Raw genomic sequence first — 22,002 nt, 5'->3', positions numbered from 1 at the left:
CAGCCCAACATAGCCGGCACCGATCATGGCGACGCGCATCGCGAAGCCTCAGACGTATTTCGGCAGGAAGTCGTGCACGGCCTGGGCGATGTCCGGCCGTTGCAGCGCGAAGGCGATCTGCGCCTCCAGGAAGCCCACCTTGTCGCCGCAGTCGAAACGCCGGCCCTCGTAGCGCAGGCCGTGGAAGGGCTGGCTGCCGATCAGCTTGGCCATGGCATCGGTGAGCTGCACCTCGCCGCCCGCCCCCTTCTCCATCTTGGCGAGGTGGGTGAGCACCTCCGGCATCAGCACGTAGCGGCCGATCACGGTGAGGTTGGAGGGCGCGTCCTCCGGCTTCGGCTTCTCGACCAGGCCCTTGACCGAGACCAGCCGGCCCTTGTCCTCCGCGATGTCCAGCACGCCGTACTTGTTGACGCGATCCATCGGCACCTCTTCGATGGCGACGACGTTGCCGCCGGTCTCCTGGTAGGCCTCCGCGAGCTGCTGCGTGCAGGACGTCTTGCACAGCATCAGGTCGTCCGGCAGCAGGATGGCGAAGGGGTCGTCGCCGATGAAGGCGCGGGCGCACCAGATGGCGTGGCCGAGGCCCATCGGGATCTGCTGGCGAACGGTGGTGATGCTGCCGGGCAGCGAGGCCTGGCGGCGCAGGTCGTCCAGGATGTCCTGCTTGCCGCGCTCCTGGAGCGTCCGCTCCAGCTCGTAGGCGACGTCGAAATGCTCGACGATGGCGGTCTTGCCGCGCCCGGTGACGAAGCAGAACTGGTCGATTCCCGCCGCGCGGGCTTCCTCGACCGCGTACTGGATCAGGGGCTTGTCGACGACCGGCAGCATCTCCTTGGCCAGGGCCTTGGTGGCCGGCAGGAACCGCGTGCCCAGCCCGGCGACCGGAAGCACGGCTTTCTTCAACGGTTTCGTCACGCGGGGCTCCTCCAAGTCTCTAAACGACAGGGCACACTCCGCCATGCGGAGGCGGCAGAAAAAAGGCTTTCCTGCGGAAGCATTGCCACGGGGGCATCCTCACGGCAATTGATCCGCCGATAGCTTGTTGATGAACTTCACCGCAACAGGATATCGCGCGCCCGGTTAAGGCGCGCGGCCTGCTCGGCCGAGCCACCATGGTCCGGATGGGCGCTTTGCATCAGCCGGCGGTGCGCCGCGCGGATCTGCGCCACGCTGGCGCCTTCCTGCAGCCCCAGCGCCGCCAGCGCTCCGGCGCGGTCCATCTCCCCGCCGGCCGCGGATGCCGCCGCCCGCCAGCCGGGATGGGCGCGCTCCAGCCAGGTTTCCAGCAGCGGCAGGCTCTCCGGGTCATTCGTGGCGCAGTCGGTGCGCAGCGCCAGCAGGTCCTCCAGGAGCAGCTCGCCCAGCTCCCGCCCGGCCCAGCGCCCCTGGCGCACCCGGCCGGAAAGCCTGCCACTTCCCAGGTCGAGGCGCATGGCAAGCGTGGCGGTTTCAACCTGGGTTTCCTGCGCGTCGCCGCCGGGCGCGGCGAAGCGGCGCGCGGAACGCCAGCCGCGCCAGAGGCGCAGCCCCAGGGGCAGCATCGGAAGCAGGGCGGGCAGCGCCTGCAACAGCCGGCCGCTGCGCAACAGCAGCGCGAAGGCCACAAATCCGACGAGCGCCAGCAGCACCGCGCCGGTGCGCTTCACCTGGGTGACGGTGGCCGTCGCGAAGCCCCAGAGCAGCAGGGCCAGCAGCAGCAGCAGCGCCAGGCCGCCCAACAGCCAGCTCATCGGCGCCGGATCACCGTGCGGGGGCGGGAAGCTGCGCTATCAGCCCGCGCGCCGCCGCACCGGGCAGGCGGGCGAGCGCCTCCCGTCCTCCGGCGGCGAAGACCGCCACGGCGCGCAGCAGCTCGCCGAGCGCGGTGGCGCTGCCTTCGTCCAGCGCGCGGTGGGCACCGCCGGACAGCCGCGCGACCTGGCGCAGCACCGAGGCGGCGGCGGGGTCATGCCCTTCCTGGAAAGCAAAGACGGGCGTGCCGCGCAGGCCGAGCTGCCCGGCCGCGTGGCAGAGCGGGTCCGGCGGCTCCTCCACGGCGTCACCCACGAAGACCAGGGCGGCCACCCGCTCGCGGGCCGTCTCGTTCAGGGCATGGGCGAGTACCTTGCCGATCTGCGTGCGGCCGCCGAGGCAGGCGACGCCGGCCATGCGGCGCGCCAGCTCGCCGCCGTCGGTGAGGAAGGGGGTGGCGGCGAACTCGCCGTAGCCGCGGTAATAGGCGAGCTGCACCGCGAGGCCGCCATGCCCGGCGGCGGCCTGGAACATCTCGCCCTGGAGGTGGCAGGCACGGTCCCAGCTTGGCTGGCGGCTGGCGGTGGCGTCGATGGCGAAGACCAGCCGGCCGGGGCGGTGCACGCCGGGCTTCACGGCCGGCAGGTTCTCCACCTGCTTCAGGAAGGCGGCGACGGCGGCCGAGGCGGGGCGGTCGGGAAGGTTCGCCATGCCATGAAGATGGCGAAGCGACCCCGCCCGAGGCAAGGCTCGGGCGAGGGAAAATCCATCAGGCCTGGGTGGAGGCCACCGCCGTCAGGTTGGCGATGCCGCGGGCGGTGACGCTCGGCACCAGGACGTGGATCGGCTTGCGCATGCCGAGCAGCAGGGGGCCGAGCTGCAGCCCGTCGGCCGCCGCCTTCACCAGGTTGTAGGCGATGTTGGCCGAATCGAGGTTCGGCATCACCAGCAGGTTGGCGGAATCGGTCAGCGGGCTGTCATGCACCGCGCGCTCGCGGATGGCGGGCACCAGGGCGGCGTCCGCGTGCATCTCGCCGTCCACCTCGAGGTCGGGGGCGGCGGCGCGGATGAGCTGCAGCGCCTCGCGCATCTTGCGGGCCGAGGGAGCCTGGCTGGCGCCGAAGGAGGAATGCGAGAGCAGCGCGACGCGCGGGTGCAGGCCGAAGGCGCGCACCTGCTCGGCGGCCAGCAGCGTCATCTCGGCCACCTGCTCGGCGGTGGGGTCCACCAGCAGGTGGGTGTCCACGAAGAACAGCGTGCCGGCCGGCAGGATCACGCCGGTCATGGCGTAGACGCGGTTCGCCGTCTCCTTCTTGCCGATGACGTCATAGGCCTGGTGCCAGTGGCGCATCCACTCGCCCTGGCCGCCGACGATGGCGGCATCCACCTGGCCGGCCTCCAGCAGCAGGGCGGCGGCCACGGTGGGGCGCAGGCGCACGGCACGCTCGGCGGTGTCGGGCGGCACGCCGCGGCGGCCCACCTTGGCGCGATAGACCTCCACCAGCGGGCCGAACACCGCCTCGTCCTCGGCGGGGTCGAGCAGGCGGACGCTCTCGGCGAGGTCCATCCTGAGGCCCATCGCCTTGACCTTGGCCTGAATGACGCCGCGGCGGCCGATCAGCACCGGCTCGGCGATGTCGTCATCCAGCACGCTCTGCACGGCGCGCAGCACCCGCTCGTCCTCGCCCTCGCTGTAGACGACGCGCTTCGGCGCCTTGCGGGCGGCGTGGATCATCGGCCGCATCAGGTCGCCGGAGCGGTAGACGAAGCGCTCCAGCGTCTCGCGATAGGCGTTGAAGTCGGCGACGGGGCGGGTGGCGACCCCCGATTCCATGGCGGCGCGGGCCACCGAGGGGGCGATCTCCAGGATCAGCCGGGGGTCGAAGGGCTTGGGGATGATGTAGTCCGGCCCGAACACCGGCGCCTGCCCGCCATAGGCGGCGGCCACCACCTCGGAGGCCTCGATGCGGGCGAGGCGGGCGAGCGCCTCCACAGCGGCCACCTTCATCGCCTCGTTGATGGTGGTGGCGCCGGCATCCAGCGCGCCGCGGAAGATGAAGGGAAAGCAGAGGACGTTGTTGACCTGGTTCGGGTAGTCCGACCGGCCCGTCGCCACGATGGCGTCGGGCCGGGCGGCGCGGACGGCCTCCGGCAGGATCTCCGGCTCGGGGTTGGCCAGCGCCAGCACCAGCGGGCGCGGGGCGAGGCGGGGCAGCCACTCGGCCTTCAGCACGCGCGGGGCGGAAAGGCCGAGGAAGACGTCGGCGCCGTCCAGCACCTCGGCCAGCGTGCGCGCCTCGGTCTCCCGGGCGTAGCGCGCCTTGTAGGGGTCCATCAGCTCGGTGCGGCCCGCATAGACCACGCCCTTGATGTCGGTGACCGTGATGTTCTCGGCCCTGGCGCCCATCGCCACGAGCAGGTCCAGGCAGGCCAGGGCGGCGGCGCCGGCGCCGGAGGTGACGATCCTCGCCTCGGCCAGGTTCTTGCCCTGCAGCAGCAGCCCGTTGCGGACGGCGGCGGCGACGATGATGGCGGTGCCGTGCTGGTCGTCGTGGAAGACCGGGATCTTCATCCGCTGCCGCAGGCTTTGCTCGATCTCGAAGCACTCCGGGGCCTTGATGTCCTCCAGGTTGATGGCGCCGAAGGAGGGCTCCAGCGCCGCCACCGCCTCGACGAAGCGGGCGGGGTCCAGCTCGTCCACCTCGAGGTCGATGGAATCGATGGCGGCGAATTTCTTGAAGAGGACCGCCTTGCCCTCCATCACCGGCTTCGAGGCCAGGGCGCCGATGGCGCCGAGGCCGAGCACGGCGGTGCCGTTGGTGATCACCGCGACCATGTTGCCGCGGGTGGTCATCTCATAGGCGCATTGGGGGTTCTCGGCGATCGCCTCACAGGCGGCGGCGACGCCGGGCGAATAGGCAAGGGCCAGGTCGCGCTGGGTTGCCATGCGCTTCGTGGCTTCCACGCTGAGCTTCCCAGGGCGGGGGAGCCGGTGGTAGTCGAGCGCTGCTTTGCGGAAATCCTCGTCCATTGGCACCTCCGGGCCCCGGACGATGACGGAGCCGGCGTCTGGTCACAAGGACCGGGACCGGGTGGCAGGCCGGGCTATTGTTTGGAAAGAAAATGCGGTCGAGAAGATTCGAACTTCCACGGGGTTGCCCCCACCAGCACCTCAAGCTGACGCGTCTACCATTCCGCCACGACCGCACGTGGTGAAGTATCAGGCAGGGCCGGGCGTATAGCCGATGATCTCAGAGACAGCAACAACCCCAGCGGCGTTTATGGCGGATATTTCTTCTTTTCCCGAGTGGCGGGTGGCCGAGGGACTGACGGACTACCCCGTGGCGCTGGCGGAAATGCAGGCGCATGCCGCCGCCATCCGCGCCGCGGGCGCGCCCGAGCGGGTCTGGCTTGTGGAGCACCCGCCGACCTACACCGCCGGCACCTCCTCCACGCCGGAGGGGCTGGTGGACCCGCGCTTCCCCGTTTACGCCGCCGGGCGTGGCGGGCAGTGGACCTATCATGGGCCAGGCCAGCGCACCGCCTATGTGATGCTCGACCTCGGGCGGCCGCATGGCACCGTGCCGGCGCGCGACATCCGCGCCTATGTGCACGGGCTGGAGGAATGGATCATCCGCGCGCTGGACCGCTTCAACGTGAAGGGCGAGCGGCGCGAGGGGCGCGTCGGCATCTGGGTGGCCGACGCGGCGACGGGGCGGGAGAACAAGATCGCCGCCATCGGCGTGCGCGTCACGCGCTGGGTGAGCTGGCATGGCATCGCGCTCAACGTGGAGCCGGACCTCTCGCACTTCGCCGGCATCATCCCCTGCGGCATCCGCCAGCACGGCGTCACCAGCCTTTGGGCGCTTGGCATCACCGCGACGATGGAGGAGGTGGACAGCGCGCTGAAGGCGGCCTGGGGCGAGGTGTTCGGCGGGGAGTGAGGGCATCGCCTCTCGCTCCCCCCGGCGCAACGCGCTGTGATCGGGGCGGCGGTTCCCGGCCACCGAAGCTGGCCGCATGCTTCGTCCTCGCGTTGCGACGGGTGGCGCCTCATGCGATCATCCTACGAGTTGGAGGAAGGAACCGGAATGCGTCGCTCCCCTGTGCCGAACCCTTGCCGCTGCCCCGCGCCGTGAGCGCCGCCCCGGACCAGGTCGCGGCGCGGCCGCGCTACCCCGCCACGGCCCTGCGGGACGCCGCTGCCGCCCTTTTCCAGGCGCATGGCACGCCGGCCAGCAAGGCGGCGGTGATGGCGGACGTGCTGGTGGAATCCGACCTGATGGGCCACGTGACCCACGGGCTTGGCCTGCTGCCACGCTACCTCGACGAGATCGATGCCGGGCTGATGCGGGTCGAGGGGGAGCCGGAGATCCTGGCCGATCGCGGCGCCTGCGCCACCTGGGACGGCCGCGGCCTGCCTGGCGGCTGGCTGACCATGAAGGCGCTGGACCTGGCCATCGAGCGGGCGCGGGCGCACGGCACCTGCAGCATCGCGATCGGCAACAGCCACCATATCGGCTGCCTGGCGGTCTATCCGGCCCGTGCCGCCGCGGTGGGGATGATGTGCGTGCTGCACAGCAGCGCCCCGGGCACCGCCAGCGTCGCCCCCTTCGGCGCACGGGAGGCGGTGCTGGCGCCGGATCCGGTTTCCGTGGGCTATCCGACGGGCGGCCTGCCTGTCGTGACCGACATCAGCGCCTCCATCACCACCAACAACATGAGCCAGCGGCTGACGCGGCTCGGCCAGCGCTTTCCGCATCCCTGGCTGCTGGATGCCGATGGCAACCCGACCGACGACCCGGCGGTGATCGGCCAGGGCGGCACCATCCTGCCGGCCGGCGGGCTGGACCATGGCCAGAAGGGCTACGCCATGGCGCTGGCCACCGAGGCGCTGACCCAGGGGCTTTCCGGCTTCGGCCGGGTGGAGCAACCGACCGGCATGATCGCCAGCGTGTTCCTGCAGGTGCTCGACCCCGGCGCCTTCGCCGGGCTGGAAGCCTTCACCCGGCAGACCGGCCACACCGCCGCCGCCTGCCGCGCCGCCGCCCCGCGCCCCGGCCTGCCGCCGGTCCGCCTGCCCGGCGAGCGCGGGCTGAAGCTGCGCGAGGAGGCGCTGGCGCGGGGGGTGCCGCTCGCCGAGGGCATCCTGGAGGCGCTGCGGCCGCGCGCCGAACGCCATGGCATCCGCCTGCCCGATCCTCTCGGGAACTGACCAGAAGAGCGCCCCCGGACGAACGCCTCCTGAAGAACGGCCAAGGAAACCTGCCGCCATGTCGATCATCGACCTTTCCGCCAAGCGCCTGAACGGCCCCGTGATCCGCCTGCACCCCAACGACAACGTGGTGGTGGCGCGGATTCCGGTGGAGGCGGGCACCTCCATCCCCGGCGAGAACATCCTGGCGCGGGAGGCGGTGCAGCCGGGCTACAAGATCGCCACCCGGCACCTGCGCAAGGGCGAGCCGATCCTGAAGTACAACGTGACGATCGGCTTCGCGGCGGACGACATGCCGGCCGGCACCATGCTGCACGGCCACAACATCGCCTTCACCGAGTTCGACCGCGACTACGCCATCGGCGCCGACTACGAGCCGCTGGCCGTGCTGCCGCCGGAGCAGCGCGCCACCTTCATGGGCATCAAGCGCGCCGACGGGCGCGTCGCGACGCGCAACTACATCGGCATCGTCTCGACGGTGAACTGCTCGGCGACGGTGGTGCAGAACATCGCCGACCACTTCACCGCCGAGCGGCTCGCCGAATACCCGAACGTGGACGGCGTGGCCGCCTTCACGCACCAGACCGGCTGCGGCATGGAGCTTTCCGGCGAGCCGATGCAACTGCTGCGGCGGACGCTGGCCGGCTATATCCGGCACCCCAACATCGCCGGCGTGCTGGTGATCGGGCTGGGCTGCGAGCGCAACCAGATCGCCGGGCTGATGGCCGAGCAGGGGCTGCAGGGCGGCCCGCACCTGCGCCACTACAGCATGCAGGAGATGGGCGGCACCCGGAAAAGCATCGAGGCGGGCATCGCCATGGTGAAGGAGATGCTGGCCGAGGCCAATGCCGTGACGCGCGAGCCCTGCTCGGCCGAGCACATCATGGTCGGCCTGCAATGCGGCGGCTCGGACGGCTTCTCCTCGATCACGGCGAACCCGGCCCTCGGCCATGCCATGGACATCCTGACGCGGCACGGCGGCACGGCGATCCTGTCGGAGACGCCGGAGATCTACGGCGTCGAGCACACGCTGACGCGGCGCGCCGCCAGCCAGGCGATCGGCGACAAGCTGATCGAGCGCATCCGCTGGTGGAAGGACGAGTACGCCCTCGGGCGCGACACGCAGATCAACGGCGTGGTCAGCCCGGGCAACCAGGCGGGCGGCCTGGCCAACATCTTCGAGAAGTCGCTCGGAGCCTCGATGAAGGGCGGCACCGGGCCGCTGATGGACGTCTACAAGTATGCCGAGCCGGTGACGACCAAGGGCTTCGTCTTCATGGACAGCCCGGGCTTCGACCCGGTTTCCGCCACCGGGCAGATCGCCGGCGGCGCCAACGTCATCTGCTTCACCACCGGCCGCGGCTCGATGTTCGGCTCGAAGCCGGTGCCCTCGATCAAGCTGGCGACCAACACGCCCATGTACCGGCGGCTGGAGGAGGACATGGACATCAACTGCGGCGAGATCCTGGACGGCACGGCGAGCCTGCAGGAGATGGGACAGCGCATCTTCGAGGTGATCCTGCGCATCGCCTCGGGGGAGCAGACCAAGAGCGAGGACCTGGGCGTCGGCAAGCACGAGTTCGCGCCCTGGATCATCGGCATCACGGGTTGAAGGCTTGACCGGAGGGGAGGGCGGCGGCCGGCGCCCCCTTTTCCGGGCTTTTCGCGAGCCGCGCGGCGCCGCAACCCGGTGCCGCGTTGCTGCTTTCTCCCATGCGGCGATAACGGTGACTGGCGGAGCCTCAGCGCGGTGTCCGGCGCTCCCTTTGTCCGCGAAGGGGAGGTCAGGCGCGGCCCATGTGGAAGTTCCTGAAGGACAACAGTCTGTCGCTGGCGTTCCTGGCGCTGTTCCTGGCCTGCATCATCGGCCAGGCGATCGCCGGGTATGCGCTGCAGGCGGAGGATCCTGCCGGCCAGTCGCATTCCGGCAGCCAGCTCGCCTACCTGCTGGACGCCAATTTCCTGAAAGGCGTGTTCAGCAACTGGCAGGCCGCGCTGCTGCAACTCTTCGCGCTGATCGTGCTGGCGGTCTTCCTGCGGCAGAAGGGCGCACCGCATTCCCGCGAGACCGAGGGCGCGCAGGCCAAGAGGCGCCCGGACCGGCTCCGCTGGTTTGGCCGCAGCCGCTCCTGGACCTATGCCAACTCCCTCTCGCTCGCCTTCCTGGGGATGTTCGTGCTGTCCTTCGCCGGCTTCGTCCTTGCCGAGGCAGCGGTCTACAACGCGAACCGCGCCCGCCTCGGCGAGCCGCCGCTGGCGATGGCGGAGTTCCTGGTCTCCGCCGACCTGTGGTTCGCGACGCTGCAGACCTGGCAGGCGGAGTTCTTCGCCATGGGGAGCTTTCTGATCCTCGGCGTCTACCTGCGGCAGGAGAACTCGCCGGAATCCAAGCCGGTCGGGGCGAGCGACGAGGAAACCGGCGAGACCAACAGGTGAGCGCCGGGCCGGCCGATGCTCCGCGCGCCGGTCAGGCCAGCAGCTCCGCCACGGTCCGCCGCAACAGGGCGAGATCCTCGTCCCGCGCCAGGCGGTGGTCGCCCTCCTTCACCAGGGTGACGCGCACATCCGGCGCTTCGAGCCGCTGGGCGATCTCCGGCGCGTATTGCCAGGGCACCTCGTTGTCCCGCATGCCCTGCAGGATGCGGACCGGGCCGGCGAAGGGGATCGGCGCGTTCAGGACGAGCTGGTTGCGGCCATCCTCGAACAGCTTGCGGGTCAGCGGCACGGGCGGGCCATAGGGGCTTTCCACCAGCACCATGCCGTCGCGCAGGATGGCCTCGCGATGCGCCTCGGTGAGCGCCGGCCACATCAGCCGCTCGGTGAAGTCGGGCGCGGGGGCGATGCCGATCAAGGCGGCGACCCGCGCGGCCATGCGGCGCAGCAGCAGCAGCGAGATCCAGCCGCCCATCGAGGAGCCGACCAGCACCAGCGGCCCCTCGGTCAGCTTCTCGATGGCGGTGGCGGCGTCCATCGCCCATTCGCCGATGCAGCCCTCCTCGAAACGCCCCCCGGAAGCGCCATGGCCGGAATAGTCGAAGCGCAGGAAGGCGCGGCCCTCGGCGGCGCAGAGGTCACGCAGCGCGGTGGCCTTGCTGCCCTCCATGTCCGAGCGGAAGCCGGCCAGGAAGACGGTGGTGGGCCCTCGCCCGGGCAGGCGCGCCCAGGCGAGGTGGGTGCCGTCGCCGCGATCGAGGCGGCCGAACTCCTCGGCGCTCATGCGCGCGGCAGGCCGCGCTGCGCGAGGTTGCGCATCAGCGCGCCGATGCCGAAGCGCCAGGGCGGGCAGGAATCCGTGCGGTCCACCGTGTTCACCAGGGCGCCGAGGCGCTCGCTGGCGATGCTCACCACGTCGCCGACGTGGTGGGTGAAGCCCCTGCCCGGCGCGTCGCGATCCTTGGACGGCGAGAAGGGGGTGCCGAGGAACAGCGCCAGCCCGTCCGGGTACTGGTGGTGCGGGTTGACGGCCTGGTCCACGATCTCGGTCGGGTCGCGGCTGATGGCACCGACCTTGCCGCTCTCCTCAAGCCGGAAGCCTTCCGGCCCCTCGATGGTCAGGCGGATCTCGGCGGCGCGGATGTCCTCCAGGGTGAAGCCCTCGTCGAACAGGCGGATGGCCGGGCCGATGGCGCAGGCGGCGTTGTTGTCCTTGGCGCGGCCGAGCAGCAGGGCGGAGCGGCCCTCGACGTCGCGCAGGTTGACGTCGTTGCCGAGCGCGGCGCCAAGGATGCGGCCCCGGGCGTCGATCGCCAGCACCACCTCGGGCTCCGGGTTGTTCCAGGCGCTGGACGGGTGGATACCGACGCGCGCCCCGCCGCCGACGGCCGAGAGCGGCTGGGCCTTGGTGAAGATCTCGGCATCCGGGCCGATGCCGACCTCCAGGTACTGGCTCCACCAGCCGCGGGCGACGAGGTTCTGCTTCAGCGCCATGGCCTCGGGGCTGCCGGGGCGGAGCGCCGAAAGCTCGTCGCCGATGATGCCGCGCACCTCGGCGCGGATCGCCTCCGCCTGGGTGGCGTCGCCGCGGCAGCGCTCCTCGATCACGCGCTCCAGCATGGAGCGGGCATAGGTCACGCCGCAGGCCTTCAGCGCCTGCAGGTCGAAGGGCGCCAGCAGGCGGGCGGGGTCGGTGCCGGCCAGCAGGGCCTCCGCGTCGAGCGAAAGCGGCTCGCCGCGCGCCGCGATGGCGCCCAGCGGCTCCTCGGCGTTCAGCCAGGCGCTGACGGTGCCGAAGGCCGGCGTCATGTCGAAGGCGCGGCCCTTGGCGAGCGCGACCGCCTGCGGGCCCTCGGCGCCCTCGACGCGGAGGGCGAAGTGCCCCTCGCGCCAATCCGCGGGCAGGGCGGTGGAGAGGGTGCTCATGCGGTTTCCTCCATGGCGGCGTGTTTCTCCCGTCCTAGCCCCAACCGATCCCGCTTGCCATCCAGGGCGCGAGAATGGAAGCATAGCGGAACAAGCCGGCGAAGCCCGGCGCTTGGGAGTGCAGACGATGTCCGAGATCACGCGGCGCACCACGTTGCGCGTGGCTGCCGGCCTGCTGGCGGCCCCGGCCCTGGTGGAGCGCGTCGGCGCCCAGCAGGCCTTCGACTGGAAGCGCTTCAAGGGCGAGAAGGTGGAGGCCAGCCTCACCGCCAATCCGCGCTCCGCCCTGCTGCTGAGGCACCAGCCGGAATTCGAGGAACTCACCGGCATCAAGGTCGGGGCCGAGCAGATCCCCGAGCAGCAGCACCGGCAGAAGTTCGTCATCGAGTTCGCCTCGGGGCGGCCCTCCTTCGACGTGGTCGGCATCAGCCTGCACGTGAACAAGCGGCAGGTCGGCCGGGCGAAGTGGTGCACCGACCTGCGTCCGATGATCCAGGACGCCACGCTGACCGCGCCGGACTTCGACTTCGGGGACTTCGGCAAGGGTGCCGTGGCCTACTCCACCCAGGCGGACGGGCGGATGGACACGCTTCCCGAGTTCACCGACTACTTCATCCTCTACTACAACAAGGACCTGCTGGCGGCGAAGAACATCGCCGTGCCCAAGACCTTCGAGGAGCTCTACACCGCCGCCAAGGCGCTGACCGACCCCTCCAAGCAGCAATACGGCTTCGTCGGCCGCGGCCTGCGCAACGCCAATGTGGTGCTCTGGTCCTCCTTCCTGCTCGGCACGCAGCAGCAGGACACGGTCAGCCCCGACATGAAGCTGCTGACCGACACGCCGGATGCCGTCTGGGCCGGCCAGATGTACCAGAAGCTGATGCGGGACTGCGCGCCGCCCGGCAGCATCGGCTTCAACTGGAACGAGTGCCAGACCACCTTCATGCAGGGCCGCGCCGCCTTCTGGATCGACGGCGTGGGCTTCGCCGCGCCGCTGGAGGACAAGGCGCGCTCCCGCGTGGCGGGGAAGGTGGGCTATGCCGTGGTGCCGGCGGGCCCGGCGCACCACAATTGCTGCCTGTTCGGCACCGGCCTCGGCATCAGCGAGCAGAGCAGCCGCAAGGGGCCGGCCTGGTACTACGTGCAATGGGCGGTCAACAAGACGAACCAGCTGCGCTTCCTCACCTCCGGCGCGGGGGCGCCCGCCCGCAGCAGCCCCTTCCGCAACGAGGAGGCGATCAAGGAGAGCCGCTTCCCGCGCGAGTTCTTCGAGACGCTGGTGGAAAGCGCCCGCATCGCCCGCCCAGGCCTGCCGGAGATCGTGCCCGTCACCGAGTTCCGCGACACCATCGGCGCGGCGCTGACCAACATGGTGGGCGGCGCCGACCCGGCCGCCGAGCTGAAGCGCGCCACCGAGGCTTTCCGGCCGGTGCTGGAGCAGTCGGAGCGCGGCACCTGATGGGCCATCCCGCCGCCGCGCTGCCCGGCGGCGCCGCGGCGGCGGCCGGGGCGGGCCGCCGCCGCAACTACGCGCGCCGCTACGGCTGGTTCATCGTGCCGGCGGGCGTGGTGGTGCTTGGCGTGATCCTGTTCCCCTGGGCCTTCACCCTGTTCATGTCGGTGCATGACTGGAAGGTCGGCGGCGGCCGCCTCTATGTCGGCTTCGAGAACTACCGCAAGCTGTTCACCGACGAACGCTTCCTGTGGTCGGTGGTGCGGACGCTCTATTTCACCGCGCTTGCGGTGGTGCTGCCGATGCTGTTCGGCACCGCCGCCGCGCTGGTGTTCAACCGCCGCTTCCCGCTGCGCGGCCTGGCACGCACCGTCTTCATCCTGCCGATGATGGCGACGCCCGTGGCCGTGGCGCTGGTCTGGACCATGATGTTCCACCCGCAGCTCGGCGTGCTGAACTGGCTGCTGACGCAGGTGGGCCTGCCGCCCAGCATGTGGGTCTATGACGCCAGCACGGTGATCCCGACCCTTGTCATCGTCGAGGTCTGGCACTGGACGCCGCTGGTCATGCTGATCGTGCTCGGCGGCCTCGCCTCGCTGCCGGTGGACCCCTACGAGGCGGCGAAGATCGACGGCGCCAGCGCCTGGCAGGCCTTCCGCCACATCACGCTGCCGCTGCTGATGCCCTTCATCGTGGTGGCGCTGATCATCCGCACCATTGACGCGTTGAAGGCCTTCGACACCATCTACGTCATCACCCAGGGCGGCCCGGGAACGAGCAGCGAGACCATCAACATCTTCCTCTACCTGCAGGGCTTCGCCTACTACAACATGGGCTATGCCAGCGCGGTGGTGGTGGTGTTCTTCGCGCTGATCGTCTCGCTTGCGGCGCTGCTGCTCTGGACCCGCAACCGGGTGAGGAACGCATGAGGCGGCTGCTGGAACGGGTCGGCTTCGCGCTGGCCGTGCTGGTGCTGGTCTCGCCGGCGGCGCTGGTGTTTCTCTGGATGCTCTCGCTCTCGCTGAAGACGGAGCTGGACAACACCGCCTGGCCGCCGGTCTTCATCCCCGACCCGCCGGTGCTGGAGAACTTCGCCGCCGTTTTCGCCCGCAACGACTTCCTGCTCTACACCTGGAACAGCGTCGTCGTGTCCTTCTCGGCCACGGCGCTGGCCATCCTGATCGGCGTGCCGGCCGGTTACGGCATCGCCAAGATGCGGGCGACACGGGCGGCCATGGTCATCCTGATCGCGCGCATCACGCCGGGGCTCTCCTACCTCATCCCGCTTTTCCTGCTGTTCCAGTGGCTCGGGCTGACCGGCACGCTGGTGCCGATCGTCGTCACCCATCTCGTCATCACCGTGCCCATTGTGGTCTGGGTCATGATCGGCTTCTTCGAGGGGCTTCCCGGCGAGCTGGAGGAGGCGGCGCTGGTGGACGGCGCCACCATCTGGCAGGCCTTCCGCCACGTGGCATTTCCGCTGGCGCGGCCGGGCATCACGGTGGCGGTCATCCTCTCCTTCATCTTCTCCTGGAACAACTTCATCTTCGCCGTGGTGCTGGCAGGACGCGAAACACGCACCCTTCCGGTCGCTGTGAACAACATGCTCACCTTTGAGCAGATATCCTGGGGTCCGCTCGCCGCCGCGGCGCTGCTTGTCACCCTGCCGGTGCTGCTGCTGACGCTCCTCGCGCAGAAGCAGATCATCGCCGGGCTGACCACGGGCGGGGTGAAGGGCGGCTGAGGCGGGCCGAGGAGGCGCCGCTTCCGTCGCGGGCCTCCGTTCCGGGAGGTGACGCTGTTACCCCCGGAACTCCGCCCTTCGCCTGAGCGAAGCCAGTTCCCGCGGCAGGGCCGCATGAAGATGCGCCGGCGCCTGGATGCACGGCGAAGGTCCGGAATCGCGAGGCGCGCCAGCCGGGCGCCGGCATGCGCGGCAGCGAGGCGCCGAGGAGGGTGGGGCGCAGGGGAAGCGCGGCGATCCGGCCAAGGCATGATGCCGCCGGCGAGTTTGGGGCGGGCGGCTGACAGCGGCGCATCCAGGCGCTATGGCGCATCGCCATGCCCATCCAGGAACGCCCCGCCGTGCTGCAAGTCCTCCCCGCGCTGAACGCGGGCGGCGTGGAGCGCGGCACGCTCGAAATCGCCAGCGCCCTGGCTGAAGCCGGGTTCCGGCCGCTCGTCGCCTCGGCCGGCGGGCGCCTCGTGCCGGGGCTGGAGCGGCTGGGAGGGCAGCATGTTTCCTTGCCGCTGGACAGGAAGTCTCCCGCCGCGCTGGTGCGCAACGCCGCCGCGCTGGAGCGCCTGGTGCGCGCCGAGGGGGTGCGCGTCGTCCATGCCCGCAGCCGCTTCCCCGCCTGGTCGGCGCTGCTGGCGGCGCGGCGCACGGGCGCGCGCTTCGTCACCACCTACCATGGCACCTACAACGAGGGCTTTCCGGGCAAGCGGTTCTACAACTCGGTGATGGCGCGTGGAGAGCGCGTCATCGCCATCAGCCGCTTCATCGCCGAGTTGATCCAGGCGCGGCATGGCACCGACGCGGCGCGCATCCGGGTGATCCCGCGGGGCGTGGACATCGGCACCTTCGATCCGGCAGCCGTGCCGCCGGAGCGGGTGGCCACGCTGCGCGCCGCCTGGGGCGTGCCGGAAGGGCGCCCCGTCCTGCTGCTGGCCGGCCGCCTGACGCGCTGGAAAGGGCAGGGCGTGCTGCTGGAGGCCCTGGCACGCCTGCCGGCGCCGCGCCCCTTCGCGCTGCTGCTCGGCGAGGCCGGGCGCGGCGCCTTCGCGGAGGACCTGCGCCGGCAGGCGGAAAGCCTTGGCCTCGCCGGCGACGTCGCCATGCCCGGCCACAGCGACGACCTGCCGGCCGCCTTTCTGCTGGCCGACCTGGCCCTGCACTGCTCAACCGATGCGGAAGCCTTCGGCCGCACCATCGTCGAGGCGCAGGCCATGGCCCGGCCGGTGATCGCCGCCGACCTCGGCGCCCCGCGCGAGACGGTGCGGGAAGGCGAGACCGGCTGGCGCGTGCCGCCCGCCGACCCGGCTGCGCTGGCCGCCGCCATCACGCGCGCACTGGCCTTGCCGGCGGCGGAACGCGCCGCGATCGGTCGGCGCGCCCAGGCCATGGTGCGGGCCGAGTATACCACCGCGGCGATGCAGCGCGCGACGCTCGCCGTCTATCGGGAACTGCTGGCGTGACGCAGCGCATCCTGGTCATCAAGCTTTCGGCGCTGGGCGACTTCATCCAGGCCTTCGGACCTTTCGCCGCCATCCGGGCGCACCATCCGCAGGCCGAGATCACCCTGCTGACCACGCGGCCCTTCGCCCCGCTGGCCCGCCGCGCCCCCTGGTTCGATCAGGTCTGGGAGGATGGGCGCCCTTCCTGGGGCGACCTGCCGGCGGTGTGGCGCCTGGCACGGAAGCTGCGCCTTTCCGGCTTCAACCGCATCTATGACCTGCAGACCTCCGGTCGCTCCTCGCGCTACCGCTGGCTGACAGGAAACCGGCCGGAATGGTCCGGCATCGCTCCTGGCGCCAGCCACCGCCACGACGATCCGGCGCGCGATGGCATGCACACGGTTGAGCGGCAGCGCGAACAACTGCGCATCGCCGGCATCACCGAGTTTCCTGCACCGGATATGGCCTGGCTGGAGGGCGACCTTTCGGCCTTCGGCCTGCCGCCGCGCTTCGGGCTGCTGATCCCCGGCGCCTCGCCGGCGCATCCCGGCAAGCGATGGCCGGCGGAGCGCTATGCGGCCCTGGCAGCCCGGCTCGATTGCCCGGCCGTGGTGCTGGGCGGCAAGGGGGAGCAGCCCCTCGCCGAGGCGATCCGGCAGGCCGCCCCGGCGACCCTGGATCTCACCGGGCGCACCGACCTGCTGCAGATCGGCGCCCTGGCGCGACGTGCCGCTTTCGCCATCGGCAACGACACCGGCCCGACGCATTTTGCCGCCGCCGCCGGCTGCCCGACCCTTGCGCTGTTCGGCGATGCCAGCAATCCCGGGCTTTGCGCGCCACGCGGGCCGGCGGTGGCCGTGCTGCGGCACATGCCCCTCGCGGAATTGCCGGGCGATGCGGTGCGGCGCGCGCTGGAGGACCTCCTGTCCGGACGCTGACGCCTCTCAGGGCAGGGGGGAAAGGTTGCGCTTCAGGCAGCGTAGCGCGAAGGCGGTGCGGGTGTGGCGCACGCCGGGCAATCGGTACAGCTTTTCCCGCAGCAACGCCTCATAGCCTGCCGTGCCGCTGACCGCTGCCTTCACGAGGTAGTCGTATTCCCCGGTGGTGAGATGGCATTCCAGAATCTCGGGCATGTCCTGCACCGCCTGTTCGAAGCGCGTGAGGACGGCTTCGTCATGCTTCTCCATCATGATCTCGACAAAGATCGTGTCCGGCAGGCCGAGCGCCGCCTGGCTGAGCAGCGCCACATAACCTTCGATCACTCCCGCCTGCTCCAGCCGGCGCACCCGCGTCCAGCAGGGCGAGGGCGAGATTCCCGCCTGCTCCGCCAGCTCGGCATTGGTGACGCGAGCGTTGCGCGCCAGCGTACGGAGGATCCGACGGTCGGTTTGGTCCATTGCGGTCCTTTGAAACGGGAGTGGAGAGCTCGCTGAAACGATCACGCCGTGCCGAGAAGAGTGGCCGACGGAACGCGACACCAGCGCTGGCGCGGGTGTTTATACAACCATGGAGCGAAAATCCTCGCTTGTCCTTGACAAAGTGATAGAGTTGTAACATGTTCGTGCTTGAGGATCATGTGATGCGGTTGCACGGCTATTCCCAATCTTCGGCAACCCAGCAGGTGCGCGTGGCCCTGGCCCTCAAGGGGCTGACGGTGCAGGAGGCGCTGCGCCCCTTGCCGGACATCTGGCGCCGTTTGCCCGGCGAGGCGCTTCCCGCGGCACCCGCCATGCTGCCAGCCCTCGAGCTCGCCGACGGCACGGTGATGACGCATCCCATCGCCATCCTAGAATGGCTCGAGGAGATCTGGCCCAGCCCGCCCCTGCTGCCGCCGGACCCGCTGACCCGCGCGCGGGTGCGGGCCTTCGCGCTGACCGTCGCAGGGGACGTGCAGCCCTTCGACATCGCTCGCGGGCAAGGCCGCCTCTGGGCCGCCGGCGTTTCCGAGGGGCAGGCGCAGGGCTGGGCGCGGCGGATGAGCGCGGAGCGGCTGGATGCCTGCGAGGCGATGCTGCGCGACACCACCGGCCCCTTCTGCTTCGGGGAGGCGCCGAGCCTCGCGGATGCCTGCCTGGTTCCCCAGCTTCAGGCAGCCCGTCAGCTCGGCGTTCACCTCGCCTTTCCGCGCCTGCTGGCCGCCGAGGCCGCCAGCATGACCCTGCCCGCCTTCCGTCACGTCCAGCCGGAGATGCTTCATGTCGGATGACCGCCGCCGCCGTGCGCGGGCCTGGATGGCGGCGCTGCTGGGCGCCGCGGCGCTGCTGTCCGCCGGCGGCGCGCGCGCGCAGCTGCGCAGCCTGTCGGTCCCGGCCGAGGCGGGCGTGGTTGTCGCGCCGCGCGGCCAGGTGCAGCCACGCCTGGTGCGGCCGCCTTCCGCCCTGGCGGAGGCGTTTCTGGACGAGGGGCCCGCGCCGCTGCAGTTGCCGGCGGGCGGGCAGGGCCTGGCCGCTCCGCTCGGCCTGATCCTGCCGATGGCGGCGGGCGCGCTGCTGGGGGCCGGCGTGGCAGGTGGCGGCAGCGGTTCCGGCTCCGGACCCGTCCGCACCCGCTGAGCGCCTGCTCCCCCTCTCGACGCCGCCCCGGCACGGCCTCATTCTGCCGCCGCCTTTCTGCGAGGGGCGCCGCCCGGTGGAGCGGCGGGGGAACGGGAGAAGGAGGAGCCGCATGGCCACACGCGAAGGCGCAATCGGGCGCGCACTGGAATTCTTCGACCGCGGCGGCTTCCGCGATCTCCTGGCGAGGCTGGTGGCGATCCCCTCCACCTCGCAGGAGGAACGGCATGCCGAGGCGCTCGGCCGCTACCTGGAGACGGCGATCCGCCCCTGGCTGGAGCGGCTCGGCTTCAGCATCAGCCAGCACGCGAACCCGGAGCCCGGCTTCGGGCCGATCCTGACGGCGACCCGCATCGAGGACCCGGCGCGCCCGACCGTGCTGCTTTACGGGCATGGCGATACGGTGGCAGGGCTCGATGCCCAGTGGTCGGAAGGGCTCTCGCCCTGGGCGCTGACCGATCGCGGCGACCGGTGGTACGGGCGCGGCACCGCCGACAACAAGGGGCAGCACGCGCTGAACATCGCCGCCCTGGAGGCCGTGCTGGCCGAGCGCGGCGGCAAGCTGGGCTTCAACGTGAAGCTGGTGCTGGAGATGGCCGAGGAGCGTGGCAGCAAGGGGCTGCGCAGCTTTGTGGCGCGGCAGGCGGAGGCGCTGGCGGCCGACGTGCTGATCGCCTCCGACGGGCCGCGCGTGACGCCCGAGATGCCGACCATCGCCACCGGCACCCGCGGCACCTTCCATTTCGACCTGGCCGTGCGGCTGCGCGAGGGCGGAGTGCATTCGGGCCACTGGGGCGGGCTGACCGCGGATCCGGCGGTGGTGCTGGCGCACGCGCTTTCCACCATCATGGACCGCGACGGCAAGATCCTGGTGCGCAACTGGCTGCCGGCCGGCGGGGCGGTGCCCGCCGCGGTGCGCGCGGTGCTGGAGGGCTGCCCGGTGGGCGGCGGCGACGGTGCCGCGAGCATCGACGAGGGCTGGGGCGAGCCCGGCCTGACCTCCGCCGAGAAGATCTATGGCTGGAACAGCTTCATCGTGCTGGCGATGACCAGCGGCGTTCCGGCCAATCCGGTCAATGCCGTGGCACCCGATGCGCGGGCACACTGCCAGATCCGCTACACCGTGGACAGCGACCCGGCGCAGTTCGAGAGCGCGCTGCGCCAGCACCTGGACGCACACGGCTTGAGCCTGGTGCGGATCGAGAACGCCGGGATCCGCATGCCGGCCAGCCGCACCGCGCCGGACCATCCCTGGGTGCGCTGGGCGCAGGCCAGCATGGAGCGCAGCCTCGGCCGCCGGGTGCAGATCATCCCCAACAGCAGCGGCGGCCTGCCCGGCGACGTCTTCGTGGACCATCTCGGCGTGCCGCTGGTCTGGGTGCCGCACAGCTACAACGGCTGCAAGCAGCATGGGCCTGACGAGCATCTGCTGGTCGCCCCGGCGCGGGAGGGCATCGCGGGATTCGCCGGCATGTGGTGGGACCTCGGCGAATCGGGCACACCGGGGCGCTGAGCCGGCCTGGCGCCGGCAGGGTCGGGCGTTAGCCCTGCCGGCGCAGGCGAGTTTGTGCCTTCGTGATAAATTTTCTGGGTTATTGTTCAAATCCGCGCTACTTTGCCTTTCAGGACGTTGACTTTTTCGACGATGAAGCAGGCTCGGTAACGGTGATGATCTCCTCCGCTGTGGAGCCCCGCAGCGCCTGGGCTGTTCCCTTTATTTTGGCTCAGGCAAGGAACCCCATCTAATGCCGACCTCCATACCGGCCGGCGAGCAGGCACGCCTCGCAGCCCTGGAGGCGACGGGCCTGATGGAGGGGTTGCCGGATCCGCGGATCGAGGATGCGGCGGGCCGCGCGGCGCAACTGCTCGAGCGTCCGCTCTCCGCCGTCACGTTGCTCGAGGCGGGCCGGCAGATCATCCGCTTCGGCAGCCCGGAGCTGCGTGGATTCATCCCGCGCGAGGCTTCCTTCTGCGACACGGCGCTGCGCCGGCCCGACGAGGTGCTGGTGGTGACCGATGCGCAGAAAGATCCCCGTTTCGCCGCGCTTCCCCTGGCGGGCGGCGAGCTGGGGCTGCGCTTCTATGCCGGCAAGCCGATCCGCTCGCCGGGCGGGTTCCCGCTCGGAGCACTCTGCGTGCTGGACCACCGCCCAGGGCACCTCTCTCCCGGGCAGGAAAGCGTGTTGCGCGAGCTTGCCCGCGAGGTGGAGGGCCTGGTTGCGGAGCACCAGAGCCGCTGGCAGGAGCGTCAGGCGTTGATGCGGGACCTGCGGCTGGCCGTGGCGAACGATGCGCTGTTCCTCAACTGGCAGCCGATCGTCGAGGCCCGAAGCCTGCGCATCCATGGCTACGAGGCCCTGGCGCGGTGGCAGCGGCCCCGGCACGGGATCGTGCCGCCGGACCGCTTCATTCCCCTGGCGGAGCAGGACGGGCTGGTCGGCCGCATCGACAAGGCGATGCTCCGCAAGGCCTGCGCGGAGGCCGCTGCCTGGCCGCTCCCGGCGCGGGTTTCGGTGAACTTCTCCGCCGACTGGGTCCGCCAGGCGGGGGCGACCCTGCCGCATCTCGTGGAACAGGAACTGGCGCGCAGCGGCCTTCCGGCGGACCGCCTGATGATCGAGATCACGGAAGGCGTGCTGATCGACAGTCCGGATTGTGCGCTGGGCAAGATCCAGGCGCTGCGGTCGCTCGGCGTGCGGGTCGCGCTGGACGATTTCGGCACCGGCTACTCCTCGCTCGGCTACCTGGAGCGGTTTCCCTTTGACGTGCTGAAGATCGACCGCCGCTTCCTTCGCCGCCTCGGACAGGAGCCTCGGGCGGAAGTGGTGTTGCGCGCCACCTTGCGGCTCGGCCGCGAACTGGGCATGACGGTTTGCGTCGAAGGGGTCGAGGACCAGGAACAGCTCGCCTTTCTGCAGCGGGAGGGCTGCGATCTGGTGCAGGGCTATCTGCTCGGCCGGCCGGGCGAGGCGATCCTGGACCGGACCTGCCTTCAGCCCCGCGAGAGCTGCTGATCGTGAGGCCGGGCGGCCGGGTGAAGGCTGGCCACCCTTGAAGCCTGACGAAACAACGTTCTCCTGGAGAGCCGCCGATCATGCCTGCCGCGCCTCGCCTTCGCCTTGCCCTGCTGCTTTCCGCCGCCGCCTTTCCCGCGCTTGCGCAGGATGAGGGCTGGACCCGCTTCCTGCCCAAGCTGGCGCCCGCCATGGTGGCATGCCTGCAGGGAGAGGCCGGTAGCGCCGCCAGCGCCGCGCTGCCGATGAACCATGGCCGGGCGCTCGTGCGGCTGGAGCGGGCCGATGGTGAGCGGCTGGAGTGCATTGCCGAACTCGCGCCGCCCGGGCAGCCGGCACGGCGCGAAAGCCTCAAGCCCCTTGGGGCGGCGCCACCCCTTCCCGGTGAGGATGAGCGCCGGTTCACCCTGGAGCGCCCCTGCGCCGCCGCGAGGCAGGTGTCCGATGCGGCCGGGCGGGAACTGGGCTGGCTGAGCGCGCCCGGCTGCCGCTGATGCG

Annotated in this window: 21 protein-coding genes and 1 tRNA gene; 14 read left to right on the top strand and 8 right to left on the bottom strand. The window is 70.9% G+C overall.

What is annotated here, in order from left to right; genetic code table 11:
• Nucleotides 1–48: 48 nt before the first annotated feature.
• From galU to E0493_RS09675, 5 genes are all read right to left on the bottom strand, one after another.
• Nucleotides 49–918 carry a UTP--glucose-1-phosphate uridylyltransferase GalU gene (gene galU, locus E0493_RS09695; RefSeq protein ID WP_367614481.1) on the bottom strand — a complete coding sequence of 290 codons (870 nt, stop codon included), beginning with the start codon at nucleotides 916–918 and terminating at the stop codon, nucleotides 49–51.
• A 137-nt stretch (nucleotides 919–1,055) separates the two neighbouring features.
• Nucleotides 1,056–1,733 carry a J domain-containing protein gene (locus E0493_RS09690; protein ID WP_160936725.1) on the bottom strand — a complete coding sequence of 226 codons (678 nt, stop codon included), beginning with the start codon at nucleotides 1,731–1,733 and terminating at the stop codon, nucleotides 1,056–1,058.
• A gap of 10 nt (nucleotides 1,734–1,743) precedes the next feature.
• Complete coding sequence (locus E0493_RS09685; protein ID WP_160936724.1) at nucleotides 1,744–2,445, bottom strand: VWA domain-containing protein; 702 nt, start codon at nucleotides 2,443–2,445, stop codon at nucleotides 1,744–1,746.
• 58 nt (nucleotides 2,446–2,503) lie between these two features.
• Nucleotides 2,504–4,765 carry an NADP-dependent malic enzyme gene (locus tag E0493_RS09680; RefSeq protein ID WP_160936723.1) on the bottom strand — a complete coding sequence of 754 codons (2,262 nt, stop codon included), beginning with the start codon at nucleotides 4,763–4,765 and terminating at the stop codon, nucleotides 2,504–2,506.
• A 93-nt stretch (nucleotides 4,766–4,858) separates the two neighbouring features.
• A tRNA-Leu gene (locus E0493_RS09675) sits at nucleotides 4,859–4,941 on the bottom strand.
• 74 nt (nucleotides 4,942–5,015) lie between these two features.
• Here E0493_RS09675 and lipB point away from each other — a divergent pair.
• The 4 genes from lipB (at nucleotide 5,016) to E0493_RS09655 (ending at nucleotide 9,385) form a co-directional block, all read left to right on the top strand.
• Nucleotides 5,016–5,678: a lipoyl(octanoyl) transferase LipB gene (lipB, locus tag E0493_RS09670; RefSeq protein ID WP_160936722.1), complete on the top strand. Its 663-nt coding sequence runs from the start codon at nucleotides 5,016–5,018 to the stop codon at nucleotides 5,676–5,678.
• Between the two features lie 191 nt (nucleotides 5,679–5,869).
• The gene (locus E0493_RS09665) at nucleotides 5,870–6,949 is read left to right on the top strand and encodes an Ldh family oxidoreductase (protein ID WP_160936721.1); all 1,080 of its coding nucleotides are present in this window, start codon (nucleotides 5,870–5,872) and stop codon (nucleotides 6,947–6,949) included.
• A 58-nt stretch (nucleotides 6,950–7,007) separates the two neighbouring features.
• Nucleotides 7,008–8,561 (top strand): UxaA family hydrolase, encoded by a 1,554-nt coding sequence (locus E0493_RS09660; protein ID WP_202397015.1) that lies wholly within the window; start codon nucleotides 7,008–7,010, stop codon nucleotides 8,559–8,561.
• A gap of 185 nt (nucleotides 8,562–8,746) precedes the next feature.
• Nucleotides 8,747–9,385, top strand: a complete 639-nt coding sequence (locus E0493_RS09655) for a DUF6766 family protein (RefSeq protein ID WP_160936720.1) — start codon at nucleotides 8,747–8,749, stop codon at nucleotides 9,383–9,385.
• A gap of 31 nt (nucleotides 9,386–9,416) precedes the next feature.
• Here E0493_RS09655 and E0493_RS09650 read toward each other — a convergent pair whose 3' ends face one another.
• Nucleotides 9,417–10,166, bottom strand: a complete 750-nt coding sequence (locus E0493_RS09650; protein ID WP_160936719.1) for an alpha/beta hydrolase — start codon at nucleotides 10,164–10,166, stop codon at nucleotides 9,417–9,419.
• On the bottom strand, nucleotides 10,163–11,308 hold the full coding sequence (locus E0493_RS09645) for a fumarylacetoacetate hydrolase family protein (RefSeq protein WP_160936718.1): 1,146 nt from the start codon (nucleotides 11,306–11,308) through the stop codon (nucleotides 10,163–10,165). The genes E0493_RS09650 and E0493_RS09645 overlap by 4 nt, the downstream gene beginning before the upstream one ends.
• 127 nt (nucleotides 11,309–11,435) lie before the next feature.
• Between E0493_RS09645 and E0493_RS09640 the strand changes: the two genes are divergently transcribed.
• The 5 genes from E0493_RS09640 (at nucleotide 11,436) to E0493_RS09620 (ending at nucleotide 16,876) form a co-directional block, all read left to right on the top strand.
• Complete coding sequence (locus E0493_RS09640) at nucleotides 11,436–12,767, top strand: ABC transporter substrate-binding protein (protein WP_160936717.1); 1,332 nt, start codon at nucleotides 11,436–11,438, stop codon at nucleotides 12,765–12,767.
• Nucleotides 12,767–13,690: a carbohydrate ABC transporter permease gene (locus E0493_RS09635; protein WP_160936716.1), complete on the top strand. Its 924-nt coding sequence runs from the start codon at nucleotides 12,767–12,769 to the stop codon at nucleotides 13,688–13,690. The genes E0493_RS09640 and E0493_RS09635 overlap by 1 nt, the downstream gene beginning before the upstream one ends.
• Nucleotides 13,687–14,505, top strand: coding sequence for a carbohydrate ABC transporter permease (locus E0493_RS09630; protein ID WP_160936715.1), 819 nt, complete (start codon nucleotides 13,687–13,689; stop codon nucleotides 14,503–14,505). Before E0493_RS09635 ends, E0493_RS09630 begins: the two co-directional genes overlap by 4 nt.
• A gap of 341 nt (nucleotides 14,506–14,846) precedes the next feature.
• Complete coding sequence (locus tag E0493_RS09625; RefSeq protein ID WP_367614480.1) at nucleotides 14,847–15,959, top strand: glycosyltransferase family 4 protein; 1,113 nt, start codon at nucleotides 14,847–14,849, stop codon at nucleotides 15,957–15,959.
• Nucleotides 15,956–16,876, top strand: a complete 921-nt coding sequence (locus E0493_RS09620) for a glycosyltransferase family 9 protein (protein WP_160936713.1) — start codon at nucleotides 15,956–15,958, stop codon at nucleotides 16,874–16,876. Before E0493_RS09625 ends, E0493_RS09620 begins: the two co-directional genes overlap by 4 nt.
• A gap of 6 nt (nucleotides 16,877–16,882) precedes the next feature.
• Here E0493_RS09620 and E0493_RS09615 read toward each other — a convergent pair whose 3' ends face one another.
• On the bottom strand, nucleotides 16,883–17,335 hold the full coding sequence (locus tag E0493_RS09615; RefSeq protein ID WP_160936712.1) for an Lrp/AsnC family transcriptional regulator: 453 nt from the start codon (nucleotides 17,333–17,335) through the stop codon (nucleotides 16,883–16,885).
• Nucleotides 17,336–17,493: 158 nt separating this feature from the next.
• Between E0493_RS09615 and E0493_RS09610 the strand changes: the two genes are divergently transcribed.
• The 5 genes from E0493_RS09610 (at nucleotide 17,494) to E0493_RS09590 (ending at nucleotide 21,998) form a co-directional block, all read left to right on the top strand.
• Nucleotides 17,494–18,144, top strand: coding sequence for a glutathione S-transferase C-terminal domain-containing protein (locus E0493_RS09610; RefSeq protein WP_235913674.1), 651 nt, complete (start codon nucleotides 17,494–17,496; stop codon nucleotides 18,142–18,144).
• Nucleotides 18,134–18,490, top strand: coding sequence for a hypothetical protein (locus E0493_RS09605; protein ID WP_160936711.1), 357 nt, complete (start codon nucleotides 18,134–18,136; stop codon nucleotides 18,488–18,490). Before E0493_RS09610 ends, E0493_RS09605 begins: the two co-directional genes overlap by 11 nt.
• A 112-nt stretch (nucleotides 18,491–18,602) precedes the next feature.
• Nucleotides 18,603–20,003: a M20 family metallopeptidase gene (locus E0493_RS09600; protein WP_160936710.1), complete on the top strand. Its 1,401-nt coding sequence runs from the start codon at nucleotides 18,603–18,605 to the stop codon at nucleotides 20,001–20,003.
• Nucleotides 20,004–20,235: 232 nt separating this feature from the next.
• On the top strand, nucleotides 20,236–21,504 hold the full coding sequence (locus E0493_RS09595) for a sensor domain-containing phosphodiesterase (protein WP_160936709.1): 1,269 nt from the start codon (nucleotides 20,236–20,238) through the stop codon (nucleotides 21,502–21,504).
• A gap of 80 nt (nucleotides 21,505–21,584) precedes the next feature.
• Nucleotides 21,585–21,998 carry a hypothetical protein gene (locus tag E0493_RS09590; protein WP_160936708.1) on the top strand — a complete coding sequence of 138 codons (414 nt, stop codon included), beginning with the start codon at nucleotides 21,585–21,587 and terminating at the stop codon, nucleotides 21,996–21,998.
• The last annotated feature ends 4 nt before the right edge of the window (nucleotides 21,999–22,002 follow it).

Origin of the sequence: Teichococcus coralli, from assembly GCF_009829925.1 — a bacterium.
Lineage (GTDB): Bacteria > Pseudomonadota > Alphaproteobacteria > Acetobacterales > Acetobacteraceae > Pseudoroseomonas > Pseudoroseomonas coralli.
This window is presented reverse-complemented; position numbering and strand designations above follow the sequence as displayed.

Excerpts from the sequence above, each read along its gene's own strand:
- E0493_RS09690 (WP_160936725.1), bottom strand. The coding sequence starts at position 1,733 with ATGAGCTGGCTGTTGGGCGGCCTGGCGCTGCTGCTGCTGCTGGCCCTG.
- E0493_RS09685 (WP_160936724.1), bottom strand. The coding sequence starts at position 2,445 with ATGGCGAACCTTCCCGACCGCCCCGCCTCGGCCGCCGTCGCCGCCTTC.
- E0493_RS09680 (WP_160936723.1), bottom strand. The coding sequence starts at position 4,765 with ATGGACGAGGATTTCCGCAAAGCAGCGCTCGACTACCACCGGCTCCCC.
- lipB (WP_160936722.1), top strand. The coding sequence starts at position 5,016 with ATGGCGGATATTTCTTCTTTTCCCGAGTGGCGGGTGGCCGAGGGACTG.
- E0493_RS09660 (WP_202397015.1), top strand. The coding sequence starts at position 7,008 with ATGTCGATCATCGACCTTTCCGCCAAGCGCCTGAACGGCCCCGTGATC.
- E0493_RS09655 (WP_160936720.1), top strand. The coding sequence starts at position 8,747 with ATGTGGAAGTTCCTGAAGGACAACAGTCTGTCGCTGGCGTTCCTGGCG.
- E0493_RS09650 (WP_160936719.1), bottom strand. The coding sequence starts at position 10,166 with ATGAGCGCCGAGGAGTTCGGCCGCCTCGATCGCGGCGACGGCACCCAC.
- E0493_RS09645 (WP_160936718.1), bottom strand. The coding sequence starts at position 11,308 with ATGAGCACCCTCTCCACCGCCCTGCCCGCGGATTGGCGCGAGGGGCAC.
- E0493_RS09640 (WP_160936717.1), top strand. The coding sequence starts at position 11,436 with ATGTCCGAGATCACGCGGCGCACCACGTTGCGCGTGGCTGCCGGCCTG.
- E0493_RS09635 (WP_160936716.1), top strand. The coding sequence starts at position 12,767 with ATGGGCCATCCCGCCGCCGCGCTGCCCGGCGGCGCCGCGGCGGCGGCC.
- E0493_RS09630 (WP_160936715.1), top strand. The coding sequence starts at position 13,687 with ATGAGGCGGCTGCTGGAACGGGTCGGCTTCGCGCTGGCCGTGCTGGTG.
- E0493_RS09615 (WP_160936712.1), bottom strand. The coding sequence starts at position 17,335 with ATGGACCAAACCGACCGTCGGATCCTCCGTACGCTGGCGCGCAACGCT.
- E0493_RS09610 (WP_235913674.1), top strand. The coding sequence starts at position 17,494 with ATGTTCGTGCTTGAGGATCATGTGATGCGGTTGCACGGCTATTCCCAA.
- E0493_RS09605 (WP_160936711.1), top strand. The coding sequence starts at position 18,134 with ATGTCGGATGACCGCCGCCGCCGTGCGCGGGCCTGGATGGCGGCGCTG.
- E0493_RS09600 (WP_160936710.1), top strand. The coding sequence starts at position 18,603 with ATGGCCACACGCGAAGGCGCAATCGGGCGCGCACTGGAATTCTTCGAC.
- E0493_RS09595 (WP_160936709.1), top strand. The coding sequence starts at position 20,236 with ATGCCGACCTCCATACCGGCCGGCGAGCAGGCACGCCTCGCAGCCCTG.
- E0493_RS09590 (WP_160936708.1), top strand. The coding sequence starts at position 21,585 with ATGCCTGCCGCGCCTCGCCTTCGCCTTGCCCTGCTGCTTTCCGCCGCC.